Here is a 17868-nt window from a genome sequence, read left to right on the forward strand (position 1 = left end):
TCAAAAATGGTCATACCGGGCATGTGCGCCCGGTAGAACCCGATATTTTAGAAGTGGATTGCACGCCCATAGGCGTCAAGGACCGACTCATGCATCATTTCCGACAGGGTCGGATGCGGGAAGACCGTATGCATCAGGTCTTCTTCAGTCGTTTCAAGCCCCATCGCAACCACAAAGCCCTGAATCAGCTCGGTGACTTCTGTGCCGACCATGTGGGCACCAAGCAATTCGCCGGTCTTGGCATCAAACACAGTTTTGACCAGACCTTCGGCCTCGCCCAGGGCAACAGCCTTGCCGTTACCAATGAACGGGAATTTGCCGACCTTGACGTCGTAACCGGCATCTTTTGCCTTGGCTTCGGTCAGGCCGACACTTGCGACCTGCGGATGGCAATAGGTGCAACCCGGGATCTTGAGCGGATCAATCGGATGGACGTTTTTAACGCCTGCGATTTTCTCGACACAGACCACCCCTTCATGCTCGGCCTTGTGAGCCAGCATCGGCGGACCGGCAACGTCGCCAATGGCAAAAATGCCCGGCTCGTCGGTACGCGAATATTCATCGGTGCCAATGACGTTGCGATCAACTTTGACCTTGGTCGTTTCAAGACCGAGATTTTCAGTGTTGCCGATAACCCCGACAGCTGAAATCACACGATCAACGGTAAGTTCCTGTTTCTTGTCGTCTTTGGTTTCAACCGTGACAACAACATTGTCGGCATTGCGCTTGAGATTTGCGACCTTGGCTTCGGTCAGAATTTTCATCCCGTCCTTGGTCATCATCTTCTGAGCGAGTGCGGCAATTTCCTTGTCCTCGACTGGCATGATCTGCGGCATGATTTCAACCACAGTCACGTCCGCACCAAGGGTGTGATAGAAGCTGGCGAATTCGATGCCGATGGCACCGGAACCGACAACGACAAGGCTTTTGGGCATTTTGTCAGGCGTCATCGCCTTTTTGTAATCCCAAACCACTTTGCCATCGGCTTCTAGACCCGGCAGGGAACGTGCGCGGGCACCCGTCGCGATAATGTAGTTCTTCGCGGTATAGGTACCGGCATCCTTACCCGTCACAACGACCTTTTTCGGGCCATCGAACTTGGCTTCACCGTTAATGACGGTGACTTTGTTCTTCTTGAGAAGATGACCGACACCACCAGCAAGCTGCTTGGAGACGCCACGCGAACGCTGGATCACGGCATCAATGTCAAAGGACGGCTTTTCACATGACAGGCCATATTCCTTGGCATGTTTCATGTTGCGGTAAATCTCGGCCGAACGCAGAAGCGCCTTGGTCGGAATGCAGCCCCAGTTCAGGCAAATACCGCCAAGATGTTCACGTTCTACAACTGCCGTTTTGAGGCCAAGCTGGGCAGAACGGATTGCGGTTACATAACCACCCGGACCTGCACCAATCACGATTACGTCGAAATTGTTATCCGCCATCGTAGGATCTCCTTCGCCTGTCCGTTTCCGGTTACAGGTCTTGAAATTCAAATGCTTGCGGGGACTGATTAAAGTCCCCGCGCAACTTTGGACCGTTAGAGCAGCATGCTCAGCGGGTCTTCAATCAGCTTTTTGAATTCGGCCATGAACTGAGCGCCAACTGCACCATCGACCGCACGGTGATCAACAGAAAGAGTGCAGCTCATGACAGTTGCAACGGCCAGAGCACCATCCTTGACCACCGGACGCTGTTCACCAGCACCGACAGCCAGAATGCAACCCTGCGGCGGGTTGATGATGGCGGAGAATTCCTTGATACCAAACATGCCAAGGTTGGAAACCGAGAAGGTCCCGCCCTGATAATCTTCGGGCATCAATTTGCCATCGCGGGCTTTGCCAGCCAGCGTCTTCATCTCGGTCGAGATTTCAGCAAGGCCTTTGGAACCGGCATCACGAACGACCGGCGTGATCAGACCACCTTCGATGGCAACCGCCACCGAGATGTCCTGTTTCTTGCACTGAAGGGTCGCCTTGTCGGTCCAGATGGAATTGGCAGCCGGAACTTTCTTGAGTGCCAGCGAAACCGCGCGAATAATGAAGTCGTTGACCGAAATCTTGACGCCTTCGCCAGCCTTGTCATTCAGCTGCTTGCGGGTTGCCAGAAGGTTGTCGAGTTCGCAATCCACGGTCAGGTAGAAATGCGGAACCTGCTGTTTGGATTCCGTCAGGCGACGCGCAATGGTTTTGCGCATGCCGCTGTTCGGGATTTCCTCATATTCCGGAAGACCGGTAAGATCCGGGTTCCAGCCAGAAGCCGCCGGTGCAGCAGCAGCCGGAGCAGAGGATGCCGCTTGTGCTGCCTGGGCAGCAGCTGCAGCAGCCGGTTTGGCAGATTTCGCAGCTTCGACATCGCGCTTGACGATACGACCACGCGGACCGGAACCGGTCACCGCAGCAAGGTCGACACCTTCGTTTGCAGCGATACGGCGTGCCAGCGGGCTTGCCTTGACGCGCTCACCACCCGAAACAGGTGCAGCCGGGACCGAGCTTGCCGCAGCAGGTGCTGCTGACGGTGCCGGTGCGGCTTCTGCCGGCGCTTCGGCAGTTGCAGGCGCAGTGCCTGCGGCAGAGGTATCAGCGCCTTCAAGGGCACTGTCGTCTTCGCCTTCTTCAAGAAGAAGCGCGATAACTTCGTTAACAGCAACGCCCTCGCTGCCTTCGGCAACAAGGATTTTACCGATCTTGCCTTCGTCGACGGCTTCGACTTCCATCGTGGCTTTGTCGGTTTCGATTTCTGCGATGACATCGCCCGATTCAACGGTGTCACCTTCCTTGACGTGCCACTTTGCCAAGGTGCCTTCGGTCATGGTCGGCGACAAGGCCGGCATCAATACTTTTACAGGCATGAACACATTCTCCCGGTAACGGGGCGGCGCGCTGTTAAACGGCGCCTGCCCCTGTCCGTATCACTTAGCGATAGCAAACGGCCTTGGCCGCATCGACGATGTGCTGCTCTTGCGGAAGTGCAAGCACTTCGAGATTTGCAGCATACGGCATCGGAACATCTTCGCCGGTCACGCGGGCAACCGGTGCATCGAGATAGTCAAAGGCATGCTCCATGACCACAGATGCGATTTCCGCACCGATACCGGCGAAGTGCCAGCCTTCTTCACAGGTAACAAGACGATTGGTCTTCATTACCGAGCGAATGATGGTGTTCACATCGAGCGGACGAATGGTGCGCAGGTTGATGACCTCAGCCGAGATCCCCTGCTCTGCCAGCTTTTCAGCAGCCTTGAGCGCCTTGCCCACCATGATCGAGAAAGCAACGATGGTGACATCGGTCCCTTCGCGTTCGATCTTGGCCTGACCGATCGGCAGGACGAAATCTTCGTCATCAGGAACTTCGAAGCTCTGACCGTACATGATTTCGTTTTCAAGGAAGACAATCGGGTTCGGATCGCGGATCGCAGCCTTCAGAAGGCCTTTGGCGTCTGCAGCCGACCACGGTGCAATGACCTTGAGGCCCGGGCAATGTGCATACCAGGATGCATAGCACTGCGAATGCTGTGCGCCAACGCGGGCAGCTGCACCGTTCGGACCACGGAAGACAATCGGGCAACCCAGCTGGCCACCGGACATGTAAAGCGTCTTGGCCGCAGAGTTGATGATATGGTCGATTGCCTGCATGGCGAAGTTGAACGTCATGAATTCAACAATCGGCTTAAGGCCCATAAAGGCCGCACCCGTTGCCATACCGGTGAAACCGATCTCGGTGATCGGGGTATCGACAACACGCTTGTCACCGAATTCATCAAGCAGGCCCTGGGTAACCTTGTAGGCCCCCTGATACTGCGCAACTTCCTCGCCCATGACGAAGACGTTTTCGTCACCGCGCATTTCTTCGGCCATTGCATCACGCAGGGCTTCACGCACGGTCTGGGTTTTGAACTTGGTATAGGTTTTTTCGTCCTGGGTCGCGTTCATCACGCTCATGGCGCGCGGTTCAGCGTCAGAACGTTCAATTGCACCACTTGCAGCAACCGGTGCGGCACTTGCCATACTTGCGGCAGGAGCGGATTCTGCAGCCGGGGCAGCAGGTGCTTCTTCCGCAGCCGGTGCAGCAGCGGCCGGTGATGCTGAAACGTTATCAAGTGCAGATGCGTCTTCGCCCTCTTCGAGGATATAGGCGATGACTGCATTCACTGCGACATTTTCGGTACCTTCGGCGATAACGATCTTGCCCACAGTACCTTCATCGACAGCTTCAACTTCCATCGTTGCTTTGTCGGTTTCGATTTCTGCGATGACGTCACCGGATGCGATCGTGTCGCCTTCCTTGACGTTCCATTTGGCAAGCGTGCCTTCGGTCATGGTCGGCGACAGGGCCGGCATCAAAACTTCAATCGGCATTGTTCCCTCTCTCCCGGGAAATATCGGTCAAAAGCGGTTCGCGAAAAGTCGCGATCACGCGTCGATCAGAATATCGGTGAACAGTTCAGAAACATCCGGTTCCGGGCTGTTCTGCGCGAATTCGGCCGCTTTTGCGACTTCGGCTTTCACTTCCTTGTCGATATCCTTCAGGCCTGCCTCATCGATGATGTTGCCATCAATCAGAAGCTTTTTGACCATATCGATCGGGTCGTGTTCCTTGCGCATCTTGTCGAGTTCATCCTTGGTGCGATATTTCGCAGGATCCGACATCGAGTGACCGCGATAACGGTACGTTTTCAGCTCAAGAATGTAAGGACCTTTGCCTTCGCGGCAATGCGCAACGGCACGTTCGCCAGCTTCCTTGACGGCCAGAACATCCATGCCATCAACCTGTTCACCCGGAATGCCATAGGCAACGCCGCGCTGATAAAGGTCGGGACTGGACGAATGACGCTGGGTCGATGTGCCCATGGCGTACTGGTTGTTCTCGATGCAATAGATCACCGGAAGCTGCCAGAGAGCGGCCATGTTGAATGCTTCATAGACCTGACCCTGGTTAACGGCACCGTCACCAAGATAGGTCAGACAAACACGGTTTTCACCGCGATATTTGTAATTGAAGGCGATACCGGTACCAAGTGGAACCTGACCGCCAACGATGCCGTGGCCGCCATAGAAGTTCTTTTCCTTGGAGAACATGTGCATGGAGCCGCCCTTGCCGCGGGAATAACCGCCTTCGCGGCCCGTCAGCTCGGCCATAACACCACCGGCATCCATGCCACAGGCCAGCATGTGGCCATGGTCACGGTAACTGGTGATCACACCGTCGTCGCCGGTAATCGCAGACTGCATGCCGACAACGACTGCTTCCTGCCCGATATACAGGTGGCAAAAGCCACCAATAAGACCCATGCCGTACAGCTGACCGGCTTTTTCTTCAAAGCGGCGGATCAGCAGCATTTCACGGTAATATTTGAGGAGATCGTCACTGCTCGCCTGGTTGTCGGCGCGCGTAGTGGCGCGTTTGCGTTTCGTGGTCGCCATGTTTCCTCCCGGTGGATGGCTATCGCTTAAGCATCATGTATGAGCGCTTAATTCGGTACTGGACCACCGAAATGACTACCTAAAACGACCTCCAAGGGCAAGCAATCAAACTGCGAGTAAACTGTTGTTTTGCAACGCACAATCACAAATAAACCTAATATCAGTTAATTCACGCTATTTGGCAAATATGTGGAGATGCAGCGTTTTCAGCGACTTGGAAGGATGCGTTCATTTTCGTTCATTCCCCTGTGTCACAAATGCTATGCTTTTATGACGATAATACCGCATAGCCGTTCTTGCCGGAATGCAACCCAAAGAAGGCATTCATTATCAACGCAATCAACCAAACCCGGCATATCCACGTCAATAAACCAGAAGTCAGTTTAAACAACACCTTAGCGCAAGACGCACATTACTGACCGAAATTCACAACCAAGAATTTCGCCAGAAATCATCAATGACGACAAATCAGGCCGCCATTCTGAGCATTTCAAGGGAGGAATCAGAGATCCGGATTCCCTGAGACGTTATAAAACGCAATCAGAGTCCGTTCAGTCGGTATGGGCAGCAGTGATTGTTGCCATCCCCTGATAGCCATCATGATGGAAAATAATCACATCATCGGGATGGGCGGCGTTAAGCATTGCACGTGCACGTTCATCAAGCAGGTCAGGATCAAGATGGCTTGCCCGCAATGATACGACATGCCGCTCAAGATCCTTGCGACGTTCTGTGGTTTCGTCGAGAACTTTGGCAATTTCGGTAACGCGGTCCTGCATTGACCAATAGGTCAGCAGACCACGCTCACCTTCCACACTGTGGAAGATGAAATATGCCATCACTGTAAATGCGATTACCGGTGCGACGGCCTGTTTCAGGCGGCGAAAAACCGGCGAACTTGACGACATTTACCTTTGCCCTTTGCGCGAAATTGCGGCTTTGGCGACGTTCAGAATCATTCCGCCCCAACAACATAAAAACAACATACGTTATTTTCTTTTGTTTTCTGTGACTTACAGAACAACAAAGCTGCAGGGCTGCCAAAATTACCCATTCAGTAGCGCAGAGATTGGTAAAAATAGAATTAAACCAACACTACAAGGGCGTTGATTTACGGTTAATCAGATAATCCTGACTCACGGTTTCGCGACCTGTATTCGCCTCACAACCGACCCGATCAACCCAAAAAAGAGGGGTGCACTGTCTATGCAATGCACCCCGTTTGATAGCAAACCGTCAGACCGGATTACTTCAGGATCGTACGACCCGGATAGTAGGCGCCAGCACCAAGCATCTCTTCGATGCGGATCAGCTGGTTGTATTTTGCCATACGGTCGGAACGCGACAGCGAACCGGTTTTGATCTGACCACAGTTGGTTGCAACAGCAAGGTCGGCAATGGTTGCATCTTCGGTTTCGCCCGAACGGTGCGACATGACTGCGGTATAACCGGCACGATGTGCCATTTCGACAGCCTCAAGGGTCTCGGACAGCGTACCGATCTGGTTAACCTTGACCAGGATCGAGTTTGCCACACCCTTTTTGATACCGTCAGCAAGACGTTTCGGGTTGGTCACGAACAGGTCATCACCAACAAGCTGGGTTTTGGTACCAATGGCAGCAGTCAGTTCAGCCCAACCATCCCAGTCATCTTCAGCCATACCGTCTTCGATGGAGAAGATCGGGTATTTGCCGACAAGATCGGCCCAGTATTTGACCATACCGCTGGAATCAAGGGTCTTGCCCTCGCCTGCCAGAATATATTTTCCGTCTTTGTAGAATTCGGTCGATGCCGCATCAAGTGCCAGAACGACGTCTTCTTCCGGACGGTAGCCAGCAGCTTCGATCGATTTCATGACGTAGCTGATAGCAGCTTCGGTCGATGCAATATTCGGAGCAAAGCCGCCCTCGTCACCAACGTTGGTGTTCAAACCATCAGCCGACAGGGCCTTTTTCAGGTTATGGAAGATTTCCGCCCCCATACGGATCGCATCGGAACCGGTCTCAGCCGACACCGGCATGATCATGAATTCCTGAACATCGATCGGGTTGTCTGCATGCTCGCCACCATTGATGATATTCATCATCGGAACCGGAAGCGTACGGGCAAAGGCACCACCAACATAGCGGTAAAGCGGAAGACCTGCGTCTTCGGCAGCGGCCTTGGCAGTTGCAAGCGAAACACCAAGAATGGCGTTGGCACCCAGACGGGACTTGTTGGCCGTTCCGTCGAGTTCGATCATGACATTGTCGACAGCAACCTGATCTTCGGCATCCATGCCGACAAGTGCTTCGAAAATCTCACCATTGACCGCGGCAACAGCCTTGGTCACACCTTTGCCGAGATAACGGTCTTCTTTGTCACGAAGCTCAACGGCTTCGTGCGCACCGGTAGATGCACCCGACGGAACGGCAGCACGACCAAAGGCGCCATTTTCCAGAGTTACATCAACTTCGACCGTCGGGTTACCACGGCTGTCAAGGATTTCGCGGCCGCGAATATCGATAATAGCGGTCATGACAGAAACGTTCTCCTCACTGGTAGGAACCATGCCGTTTGTTCGGCATGCAGGTTACAGCAAAAAAGAATGCCGCCAATGAATGACTGGCGGCATTTGAAAATCATGCGTCGAACATATCCAGACGAACCGGATTGGCTTTTGCCACTTTGTCCAATTCCATCAGAACCGAAAGAACTTCGGGTAATTTGTTCAACGGGATTTGGTTCGGGCCATCGGAAATGGCCGTTGCCGGATTATCGTGGGTTTCGATAAACAGTGCTGCGATGCCAACCGATACGGCTGCGCGGGCCAGAACAGGCGCGAATTCGCGCTGGCCACCTGACGAGGTGCCCTGTCCGCCTGGCTGCTGGACCGAATGGGTTGCATCGAAGACAACCGGATAGCCCAGACGGGCCATGGTGGGAAGTCCGCGGAAGTCCGTGACGAGCGTGTTATAGCCAAAGCTGGTTCCACGATCACAGAGCATAATATTTTCATTGCCGGTCGCAGCAAGGTTGTTGGCCACATTGACCATGTCCCAAGGTGCCAGGAACTGGCCCTTTTTGACATTAACCGCACGACCGGTCTTGCCAGCTGCCTGCAACAGATCAGCCTGACGGCACAGGAATGCCGGGATCTGAAGAATGTCTGCAACCTCGGCAACAGCGGCACACTGATCTGGCAAATGCACGTCAGTTACAATCGGAAGACCGGTAACCGATTTGACTTCAGCCAGAATGTCGAGACCTTCGGACAGACCCACACCGCGTTTTGACGTGGTGCTGGTCCGATTGGCCTTGTCAAACGAGCTTTTGTAAACCAGACCGATACCAAGCCCTTCGGAAAGTTCCTTCAGGGCTGCCGACATTTCCAGAGCATGTTGACGGCTTTCGATCGCACATGGCCCTGCCAATACGGCAAAGGGCTTGTCATTGGCGATTTCGATATTGCCAACTTTGACAGTTTTAATTTCGGTCATTGCAATGACTTTCATTCAAGCATTCGGCCATTCAAGCCTATAGCCAGGGACCCTTCTCGCAGTCAGACTGCGTGTCGATTACACCAGACGGCTGCGCTCTTTGGCGGCCTTGATGTAAGACACGAACAGCGGATGCGGATCAAGCGGACGCGAACGAAGTTCCGGGTGGAACTGAACACCGATGAACCACGGATGATCCGGGTATTCAACGATTTCCGGCAAACGCCCGTCCGGTGACAGACCCGAGAATTTAAGACCTTTTTCCTCAAGCTGCGACATGAAGTTTACGTTAACTTCATAACGATGGCGGTGACGTTCAAGAACAGTAGCACTGCCATAGATGTCGCGTGCATGGGTGCCTTCGACCAGTTTGCACTCGTAATTGCCAAGACGCATGGTACCGCCCATATCGTCTTCGCCAGTACGGCGCTCAACCGAACCACCATCCTTTGCCCATTCGGTCATCAGACCGACAAGCGGTGTTTTGGTCGGACCGAATTCGGACGAGGATGCGTCTTTCAGGCCAGCAAGGTTGCGGGCTGCTTCAAGAACGGCCATCTGCATACCAAAGCAAATGCCGAAATACGGAACCTTGTTTTCACGGGCATAGCGTGCAGCAGCGATCTTGCCTTCTGCGCCACGTTCGCCGAAACCGCCCGGCACCATGATCGCATCAAGTTTCGACAGGATTTCGTTGACGTTGCCATCTTTTTCAAGGGCGTCTGACGCAATCCATTCAATATTAACGCGTACCTTGTTGGCGATACCGCCATGGGTCAGGGCTTCGGTCAGGGATTTGTAGGCATCAGGAAGCTGGATATATTTACCGACGATACCAATCGTGACCTCACCTTCCGGGTTGCGGATGGTGTTGCAGATGTTTTCCCACGGAGCAAGATCCGGGTCCTGCGCCTGCAGACCGAAATGGTGCAGAACTTCGCTATCAAGACCATACTGGTGATAGCTGATCGGCACCTGATAGATATTGTCGACATCATATGCCGGAATGACGGCTGCTTCGCGCACGTTACAGAAACGCGCGATCTTGCGGCGTTCATTGATCGGAATTTCACGATCACAACGGCAAAGCAGAATATCCGGCTGAATACCGACGCTCTGCAGTTCCTTGACGGAATGCTGGGTCGGTTTGGTTTTCAGCTCACCTGCGGTCGAGATGTAAGGCACCAGGGTCAGGTGCATGAACAGCGTACGGCCATCGCCAAGCTCGTTGCCCATCTGACGGATCGCTTCGAGGAACGGCAAGCTTTCAATATCGCCAACCGTGCCGCCGATCTCGACCAGGACGAAATCCTCGGTCGCATCAGACTGAACGAATTCCTTGATGGCATCGGTGATGTGCGGAATGACCTGAACGGTCCCGCCCAGATAATCACCACGGCGTTCACGTGCAATCACGTTGGAATAGATACGGCCGGTCGTCACGTTGTCTGAACGGCGCGAAGACACACCGGTGAAACGTTCATAGTGACCAAGGTCAAGGTCGGTTTCCGCACCGTCTTCGGTCACATAGCACTCGCCATGCTGGTACGGGCTCATGGTGCCCGGATCGACGTTGATATACGGATCAAGCTTGCGCAGACGAACTGTGAAGCCACGTGCCTGTAACGAAGCACCCAAAGCAGCGGAAGCCAGGCCTTTGCCCAACGAAGAAACAACGCCACCGGTAATAAAGATATAACGAGTCATTTCTTTGCCTCATCTCAAAGCACAAAGCCTCGGTTCAATGCCATTTAGTGCATCACGAACCGGGGAATACAACAATCAAAAATTGAGGCGGCAAGTTTGCCGCCTCGTGTCGTCGGTTAATTTGTTTAGCGGGTCGGAGCCGCGGGCCCGGTATCCTCAGCGGGTTCAGTAACCGCCGGGGCCGAAGCCGGTGCCTGTTCCAGAATGGAAGCTGGCCGGGTATGGCTGTTGGACTGCAGTGCAAGAATGATGCTGGTGATCATGAATGCACCTGCCAGAATCGCAGTGGTACGGGTCAGCAGGTTCGCAGCGCCGCGTGAACTCATCACGCCGAAGCCACCGCCTCCGCCGCCGCTGTTACCGCCGATACCAAGCCCACCGCCCTCGCTGCGCTGTACGAGAATGACGGCAATAAGGCCGAGCGCAAGAAGAAGGTGGATTACCAGAATGACTGTTTGCATGGTCTCGAAACTCTTGTCCTAACTTCCGATCCGAACGCAGTTTGGCCCGGACCGGGCATAAATTTGATGCGTATTTAACGCGTTTTATGGCTGTTGGCTAGGCGCAAGTTTCAATAATTTTCCAAAAATCTTCAACCTTGAGGCTCGCCCCACCGACAAGCGCGCCGTCGACGTCTTCGAGCGCCAGCAATTCCGCCGCATTGGACGGCTTGACTGAGCCACCATAAAGAATCCGGAATTCGTTACCGTCTTCAAAGCGCTTCACAAGTTCTGAGCGGATCGCGGTGTGGACCTCGGCAACTTCTTCAACGCTGGCGGTACGGCCGGTCCCGATCGCCCAGACCGGTTCATAGGCAATGACAGTGTTCTTTGCGGTCGCACCATCCGGAACAGAAACAGCCACCTGCCCGTTCACAACCGACAGCGTCGCGCCAAGATCGCGTTCCTGTTCGGTCTCACCAACACAGACCACAGCAACCAGACCGGCATCATGCGCAGCAATTGCCTTGCAGCGAATATCGGTCGAACTTTCACCATGATCCGCACGGCGTTCGGAATGTCCAACCAGAACATAGCGTGCACCGATATCCGCAAGCATCGGTGCAGCAATATCACCGGTATGCGCCCCTGAGGTCGCCACATGGCAATCCTGGCCACCGACGGCAACTGCACTATCCTTGGTTACACCAACCACCTCGGACAGAAGCGTTGCAGGCGGGCAAACAAGCACATCACAGCCAAGCGCACCCTTTTCAGACGCCTTTGCGGCCAGGTCAGACGCCAGCACAAGACCGTCTGCACGCAAACAGTTCATTTTCCAGTTTCCGGCAATCAGGGGACGGCGTTGGGTCATGTGAGGATACCTCTTGCTGGTCAGTTTCAGACATTCTGGTTTTATAACAGAACGATAATTGACGAACCCGCCGGTTACGAACTGTTACAAGATCAATTTCGAAGCGGCTTTTAGCATGTCCACCGCACCGGGCCAAGTACCGGAAATGACGCGATCATGCATTTCGTGTGGTATTGCTATGATCTTCTATGCAATCGCCTGTTGCCGCTGTTACCTGTCGCCATTAAGATGCCCGGCAATTTCGTCGGGATTTGCGTCCCAAGGCGATCATAATTAAAACCTGTCGATACATTATATCGACACCAAACCACGAATTGTTAGGCTTATCATATGCTTGCTGGCATTCGCACATTTTCGAAATCAATCTTTGCCAAAATCATCTTTGGCGTGATTGCACTGAGCTTCGTTATCTGGGGCCTGAACGCATCGATGCTTAATCTTGGCACGTCGCGTGAAGTTGCCGAAATCGGCAGCCAGAAAGTTACCCCGGTCGAACTGGACCGCGCCTTCCAGCGCAGCGTGCAGAATATGCGGAATGTATTCGGCCCGAACTTCAACCAGCAGCAGGCCATCCAGATGGGTCTTCTGAACAATACGGTGCAATCGCTCGTATCTCAGAAAGTGCTGCGAGAAGACGCCAAGGTTATGGGAATCGGTATCAGCGACGATAAAGTGCGCGACACCATCTTCGCGTCTGAGAATTTCAAGGACCCGACCACCGGCCAGTTCAGCCGTGATCGTTTCCTGCAGGCGCTTTACACCGCAGGCTATACCGAACAGGAATTCATCGAAGGTGTTCGTGGCGATCTGATGAGCCAGCAGGTTGTTGGCAGCCTGACCGGCACTGCGGCGGTTCCGGAAATGATGGCAAAGCAGATTGTTGCCTATCGCAACGAACAGCGTAGTGGTTCATTCTTTGCCCTCAATGGTGCGGAATTTGATGATATTGCGGTTGCCGATGATCCGACCCTTCGCAAATTCCACGAAGATAATGCAGCACAGTTTACTGCGCCGGAAAGCCGTGATGTGACGCTGGCGACACTCAGTGCCGCGGACCTGATCCCGACAATCTCGGTGACTGAAGAAGAAATCGCTGATTCCTATAAACAGCGCGAAGCAGAATTCCAGACCCCGGAAAAACGCGTTGTCGAACAGATTCTGTTTGCGCCGGGCGACGAGCAGTCTGCGCACGAAGCCTATAAAAAGCTTCTGGAAGGGGCTGACTTCATGGCGACGGCCAAGGAAGCCGGCATGGATGAAGGGATGGTCAAGCTTGGCGAATTCACCGCCAACGACATTCTTCCGGACCTGAGCGCTGCAACCTTTGCCCTGCCCGAAGGCGGTTACTCCGAACCGGTTGAAACGGCTCTTGGCTGGCATATCCTGCATGTAACGTCGATTACGCCGGGCAGCACCCAGTCCCTTGATGAAGTACGCGACACAATTGTCGACGGCCTGAAACAGTTCAAGGCAGAAGACTCGATTTATGACCTTGCGGCAAAGTTTGACGAGGAACTTGGCGCAGGTACCCCGATCGAAGACGCAGCCCGTGACGTTGGTGCAAAAACCTACAAGCTGAGCGTGGTTGTTCGCGGCGAGGGTCTTGCCGGTGAAAACATCGACAGTGCGGATGAAATCAACGCGAAGATTTTCGAGCTTGAAAACGGCGAAGAAAGCTTCCTTGAGGAAACCGGTACCGGTACCCGTTATGTCGTTCGCGTCGAGAACATCACCCCCTCTGCCCTGCGTCCGTTCGAAGATGTTCGTGACGATGTCATCGCAGCATGGAAAGCTGACGAACGCCAGAAGCAGATGCTGGCCAAAGCAGAAGAGCTTGCCAACACCATCAACTCAAACGGTGCAGATCTTGCCGCTGTTGCCTCTGAAGATGGCGCAGAGGTCATGGAAAGCGGTCTGACAAAACGTACCGGTCAGGGTCTTGGCGACAATGTTAATCCGGCCGTTGCTGCCGCCCTATTCACTCTTGAAGATGGCAAGGCCAAAGCAATTCAGACCGGGGAAGACATCCTGATTGTCCGCCTTGATAATATCAAGGTCGCAGATGCCCAGACGGCAGATGCATCTATGGTCAGTAACGAACTGAAATCGGCAATCAACGAAGATATTCTTTCGCAATATCTTGGCTATCTGCGAGACGAAATCTCGGTCACGGTGAATAACACCGTCATCAACGAGCTTTTTGCTCCGACAGCAGCTAACTGATACAAGCACAAAGGGCGACCGGATCAACCGGTCGCCCTTTTTCTTTTTATTAAGAGCCAACATAAAGACCAACAATCGGACAGACCATGGAAATCAAACCGGATTTCAACAGCTTCAAGCAAAACTATGACAAGGGCGTCTCGCAGGTTCTCTGGACCGCATTGACGGCTGATCTCGATACGCCGGTTTCGGCGTTCCTCAAGATTGCCGAAGGTATGCCAAACACCTACTTGCTTGAATCTGTTGAAGGAGGAGCTGTTCGCGGGCGATATTCATTTCTGGGTTTGAAACCCGATCTGATCTGGCGTTGCTTTGGCAACAAGGCTGATCTGAACCGTCGCGCCATGGCCGATGCGGATGCCTTTGTCGATGAAGATGATGCCCCGCTCGACAGCCTTAAGAAACTGATTGCTGAAAGCTATATCAAGCTTCCCGACAATCTGCCGCCGATGAGTGCCGGTCTTGTTGGCTATATGGGATATGACACCGTCCGCCTGATGGAAAAGCTGCCTGACAGCAACGAAGACGAACTTGGCGTGCCAGACGGCATATTTATTCGCCCGACCGTAACCGCAAGCTTCGATACCATCGAGGACACGGTAACCGTCGTCACACCAGTGCGCCCGCAAGACGGTATCAGTGCCGATGCTGCCTATGATCTGGCATGTGCTCGGCTTAACGATGTGGTGATGCAGTTCCAGCGCAACCTGTTTATCGACCGTCGCTCGAAATCCGTGCCCGAAACCCTGCCCGACCCGAAGGTCAGTGTGGATGAAGCTGGCTTTTACGAAATGGTCGACAAGGCCAAGGAATATATCCGGGCCGGTGACATCTTCCAGGTCGTGCTGTCGCAACGCTATACGCTGCCCTATCAATTGCCGCCCTTTGCCTTTTATCGCGCACTTCGCCGGATCAACCCGTCACCCTTCATGTTCTATCTTGATATTGGCGGTTTTCAGGTTGTTGGCGCCAGCCCGGAAATTCTGGTCCGGTTACGCGATGGCGAGGTCACCATTCGTCCGATCGCCGGAACGCGCCGTCGTGGCAAAACGCCCGAAGATGACAAGGTTATGGCGCAAGACCTTCTGGATGATCCCAAGGAACGTTCCGAACATCTGATGTTGCTTGATCTCGGTCGTAATGATGTTGGCCGTGTTTCAAAACCCGGCACGGTTCGTGTCACAGACCGCGAGACCATCGAATATTATTCCCATGTCATGCATATCGTTTCCAATGTCGTCGGGCAAATCGACGAGAAATACGATGCCATGGATGCCCTTAAGGCAGGTTTCCCCGCCGGGACGGTTTCAGGTGCACCAAAAGTACGCGCGATGGAAATCATTGATGAACTGGAATCGGTGCGTCGCGGGATCTATGCCGGGTGTATCGGCTATATCTCGGCTGATGGGTCGATGGATACCTGCATCGCCCTGCGTACAGCCGTGATCAAGGACGAGAAAATTCACATTCAGGCCGGTGCCGGTATCGTCGTTGATAGCAAACCGGAACTGGAGCACAAGGAATGCCGCAACAAGGCCGGTGCATTGATGGCCGCGGCCCGCGAAGCATATCGCTTCTCCTGAAACAATAAACAAAGGGCCGCGTATCACTGCGGCCCTTGTTGCATCAGCCTGGAACAGCAGGTATCGGTTTATCCAGTCACACTCCGTGACGAGCGTCGCAAGATATCCGACACAGGCACCAGAACAAATCCGCGCGCTTCAATTTCCGGAATCCACTTGCGCAAGGCACTGATCGTCAGATCACGGGGATGACCGATGGCAATGGCATAGCCCTGTTTGGCGGCGACACGTTCGGTGCGGGCCAGCATATCGGCAATTTTGGCTGCATCGTCGGCATCGTCGATAAAGACATCACGCGTAATTGCCGGAACACCGAACTTGCTGGCCGTCGAATACCCGACAGATGCAGCACTGGTGCGGGAATCAAGGAACAGAAGTCCGCGAGACTTCATCACTTCCATCACAATCCGCATGCGTTCCGGATCGGATGTGAATTTGCTGCCCATATGGTTGTTCACCCCGACATATCCGTCAAAGCGATCAAGCATCCAGTTCATTTCGTTGACGATCTTCTGTCGGTCATAGGTCGCCAACAACGCATGTGGTCCCGGATCAACTGTGGCCGATGACGGTTCCATTGGCATATGTAACATCACCTCATGCCCGGCCTTGCGTGCGGCATTGACCTGTGGCTGCAAATCGCGCGCATAAGGCAGATAGGAAATCGTAATCGGCCCGGGAAGTTCCACGGTTTTTGCCGTGCGAGGCTGATCAAGCCCGGCATCATCGATGACAATGGCAATGACCGGCTTTGATCCGGCATCAGGTGCCAGGGCCGCAAATTTACGCCAGGGCGCATCCTTGTCAGACGGCCCGACCGTTATTGCGGGTCCGTCATTGCCACTATCCCCCGGAAGAATGTCGCCTTTGGGTTTGGATTGTGGTGTTCCGACAAAATCCGAAAGGTTCTGTCCGTCCTGCCCCTGATTTGCGGTGGTGCGGCCATTTTCATCAATCAGATAACCGGTGCGTCCCTGCATGGGCGGCGGATTATCGGGTAACTGATAATCCTTGCGCAGCATCGGTTTTTGTTCCGGCTCGGCCAATGCGTAATCAGGAGCGCGTTGATCCGATGCCCGACCGAATTCGTCAGATGCGCGATCAAGTTCAAGCATGCTGCCCACGGCAATCATGGCAGAAAGAGTACCTGCAACAAATGCACCGCCCAGCATCAGACGGCCGATACCGCCCGATTTCTTTTTCGATGCAGTCTTTTGGCGGTTGGATTTCTTGGGTGCCACCTTTTTACGTTTGGTGGTCGTTGCCCGGCGTGCCACGCGGTGGTCTCCAGTATCGTTTGGTGGGTCGCTCGTAGGCGCTGTACATTATAGCATACAGCTCCATCCCATATGGTGATTATAGACCGATCATGTCGGCAGTTGTTTTAATGTTTTTAAAACGGTTCTGGTTAGCGCCCCGTTAAGAGACCGGACCTGCGCATCACCGGACAACCTGCCATAGGAGAAAACCCTTACTCTGCTTCCGCTTGACGTAGCGGCAAGGGCGTTTATTCTCTGCCGACCTTAATGTGCACAGGCGCTTCTTCCGATGTATCTACTCATCGATAATTACGACAGCTTCACATTCAATTTGTGGCATTATTTGCGCGAACTCGGCCCCGAGGTTGAAGTACGCCGCAACGATAAGATCACCGTGGATGCGGCCCTTGCCATGAAGCCCGAGGGCATCGTGATTTCGCCCGGTCCTTGTGACCCGGAACGTGCAGGTATCTGTCTTGATTTGATCAAGGCTGCGGCTGGCAAGGTCAAGCTTCTTGGCGTGTGCCTTGGCCATCAATCAATTGGTCAGGCATTTGGCGGCAAGGTTGTCCGTGCGCCCCATTGCATGCATGGCAAGACCGATGCGATGAAACATTCCGGTACCAGTGTCTTTGCCGGTCTTCCAAGCCCGTTTGAGGCAACGCGCTATCATTCTTTGGTGATCGAACGCGAAACTTTGCCCGACAGTCTTGAAATCACCGCCGAAAGCGAAGATGGTCTGATCATGGGTGTCCGTCATAAAACCCATCAGATTCATGGCGTTCAGTTCCATCCCGAAAGCATTGCATCGGAACATGGGCACGCATTGTTAAAGAATTTTATCGACTATACCGGCGCCTGACAAACGCACCGGACCGCA

Annotated in this window: 14 protein-coding genes; 3 read left to right on the forward strand and 11 right to left on the reverse strand. The window is 53.8% G+C overall.

The genetic code is table 11. The features are described from left to right. Positions 1 to 47: 47 nt before the first annotated feature. The 10 genes from lpdA to tpiA form a co-directional block, all read right to left on the reverse strand. Positions 48 to 1445, reverse strand: a complete 1398-nt coding sequence (lpdA, locus tag WA318_RS11430; protein WP_336081167.1) for a dihydrolipoyl dehydrogenase — start codon at positions 1443 to 1445, stop codon at positions 48 to 50. Positions 1446 to 1540: 95 nt separating this feature from the next. Further along, positions 1541 to 2851, reverse strand: a complete 1311-nt coding sequence (locus WA318_RS11435; protein ID WP_336081169.1) for a pyruvate dehydrogenase complex dihydrolipoamide acetyltransferase — start codon at positions 2849 to 2851, stop codon at positions 1541 to 1543. A 64-nt stretch (positions 2852 to 2915) separates the two neighbouring features. Next, positions 2916 to 4358 carry a pyruvate dehydrogenase complex E1 component subunit beta gene (locus WA318_RS11440; protein ID WP_114097399.1) on the reverse strand — a complete coding sequence of 481 codons (1443 nt, stop codon included), beginning with the start codon at positions 4356 to 4358 and terminating at the stop codon, positions 2916 to 2918. Positions 4359 to 4412: 54 nt separating this feature from the next. After that, complete coding sequence (gene pdhA, locus WA318_RS11445) at positions 4413 to 5423, reverse strand: pyruvate dehydrogenase (acetyl-transferring) E1 component subunit alpha (RefSeq protein WP_114097398.1); 1011 nt, start codon at positions 5421 to 5423, stop codon at positions 4413 to 4415. 551 nt (positions 5424 to 5974) lie between these two features. Further along, positions 5975 to 6331 (reverse strand): FtsB family cell division protein, encoded by a 357-nt coding sequence (locus WA318_RS11450; RefSeq protein ID WP_114097397.1) that lies wholly within the window; start codon positions 6329 to 6331, stop codon positions 5975 to 5977. A 338-nt stretch (positions 6332 to 6669) separates the two neighbouring features. Beyond that, the gene (gene eno / locus WA318_RS11455) at positions 6670 to 7941 is read right to left on the reverse strand and encodes a phosphopyruvate hydratase (RefSeq protein WP_114097396.1); all 1272 of its coding nucleotides are present in this window, start codon (positions 7939 to 7941) and stop codon (positions 6670 to 6672) included. Between the two features lie 103 nt (positions 7942 to 8044). Continuing rightward, a complete protein-coding gene (gene kdsA / locus WA318_RS11460) occupies positions 8045 to 8902 on the reverse strand; it encodes a 3-deoxy-8-phosphooctulonate synthase (RefSeq protein ID WP_114097526.1) in 858 nt (285 codons plus the stop codon). Between the two features lie 78 nt (positions 8903 to 8980). Then, on the reverse strand, positions 8981 to 10609 hold the full coding sequence (locus tag WA318_RS11465) for a CTP synthase (RefSeq protein ID WP_114097395.1): 1629 nt from the start codon (positions 10607 to 10609) through the stop codon (positions 8981 to 8983). 125 nt (positions 10610 to 10734) lie between these two features. Beyond that, the gene (secG, locus tag WA318_RS11470; RefSeq protein ID WP_114097394.1) at positions 10735 to 11070 is read right to left on the reverse strand and encodes a preprotein translocase subunit SecG; all 336 of its coding nucleotides are present in this window, start codon (positions 11068 to 11070) and stop codon (positions 10735 to 10737) included. 97 nt (positions 11071 to 11167) lie between these two features. Then, the gene (tpiA, locus tag WA318_RS11475; RefSeq protein WP_336081179.1) at positions 11168 to 11923 is read right to left on the reverse strand and encodes a triose-phosphate isomerase; all 756 of its coding nucleotides are present in this window, start codon (positions 11921 to 11923) and stop codon (positions 11168 to 11170) included. Positions 11924 to 12253: 330 nt separating this feature from the next. Between tpiA and WA318_RS11480 the strand changes: the two genes are divergently transcribed. Then, complete coding sequence (locus WA318_RS11480; RefSeq protein WP_336081181.1) at positions 12254 to 14146, forward strand: peptidyl-prolyl cis-trans isomerase; 1893 nt, start codon at positions 12254 to 12256, stop codon at positions 14144 to 14146. A gap of 86 nt (positions 14147 to 14232) precedes the next feature. Then, positions 14233 to 15729, forward strand: a complete 1497-nt coding sequence (gene trpE, locus WA318_RS11485; RefSeq protein ID WP_336081183.1) for an anthranilate synthase component I — start codon at positions 14233 to 14235, stop codon at positions 15727 to 15729. A 68-nt stretch (positions 15730 to 15797) separates the two neighbouring features. Here trpE and WA318_RS11490 read toward each other — a convergent pair whose 3' ends face one another. Then, a complete protein-coding gene (locus WA318_RS11490) occupies positions 15798 to 17006 on the reverse strand; it encodes a divergent polysaccharide deacetylase family protein (RefSeq protein WP_336081184.1) in 1209 nt (402 codons plus the stop codon). Between the two features lie 271 nt (positions 17007 to 17277). Between WA318_RS11490 and WA318_RS11495 the strand changes: the two genes are divergently transcribed. Continuing rightward, positions 17278 to 17850 (forward strand): anthranilate synthase component II, encoded by a 573-nt coding sequence (locus WA318_RS11495; protein WP_336081186.1) that lies wholly within the window; start codon positions 17278 to 17280, stop codon positions 17848 to 17850. The last annotated feature ends 18 nt before the right edge of the window (positions 17851 to 17868 follow it).

Origin of the sequence: Thalassospira sp. CH_XMU1448-2, from assembly GCF_037027285.1 — a bacterium.
In the GTDB taxonomy this organism is placed as follows: domain Bacteria; phylum Pseudomonadota; class Alphaproteobacteria; order Rhodospirillales; family Thalassospiraceae; genus Thalassospira; species Thalassospira profundimaris_C.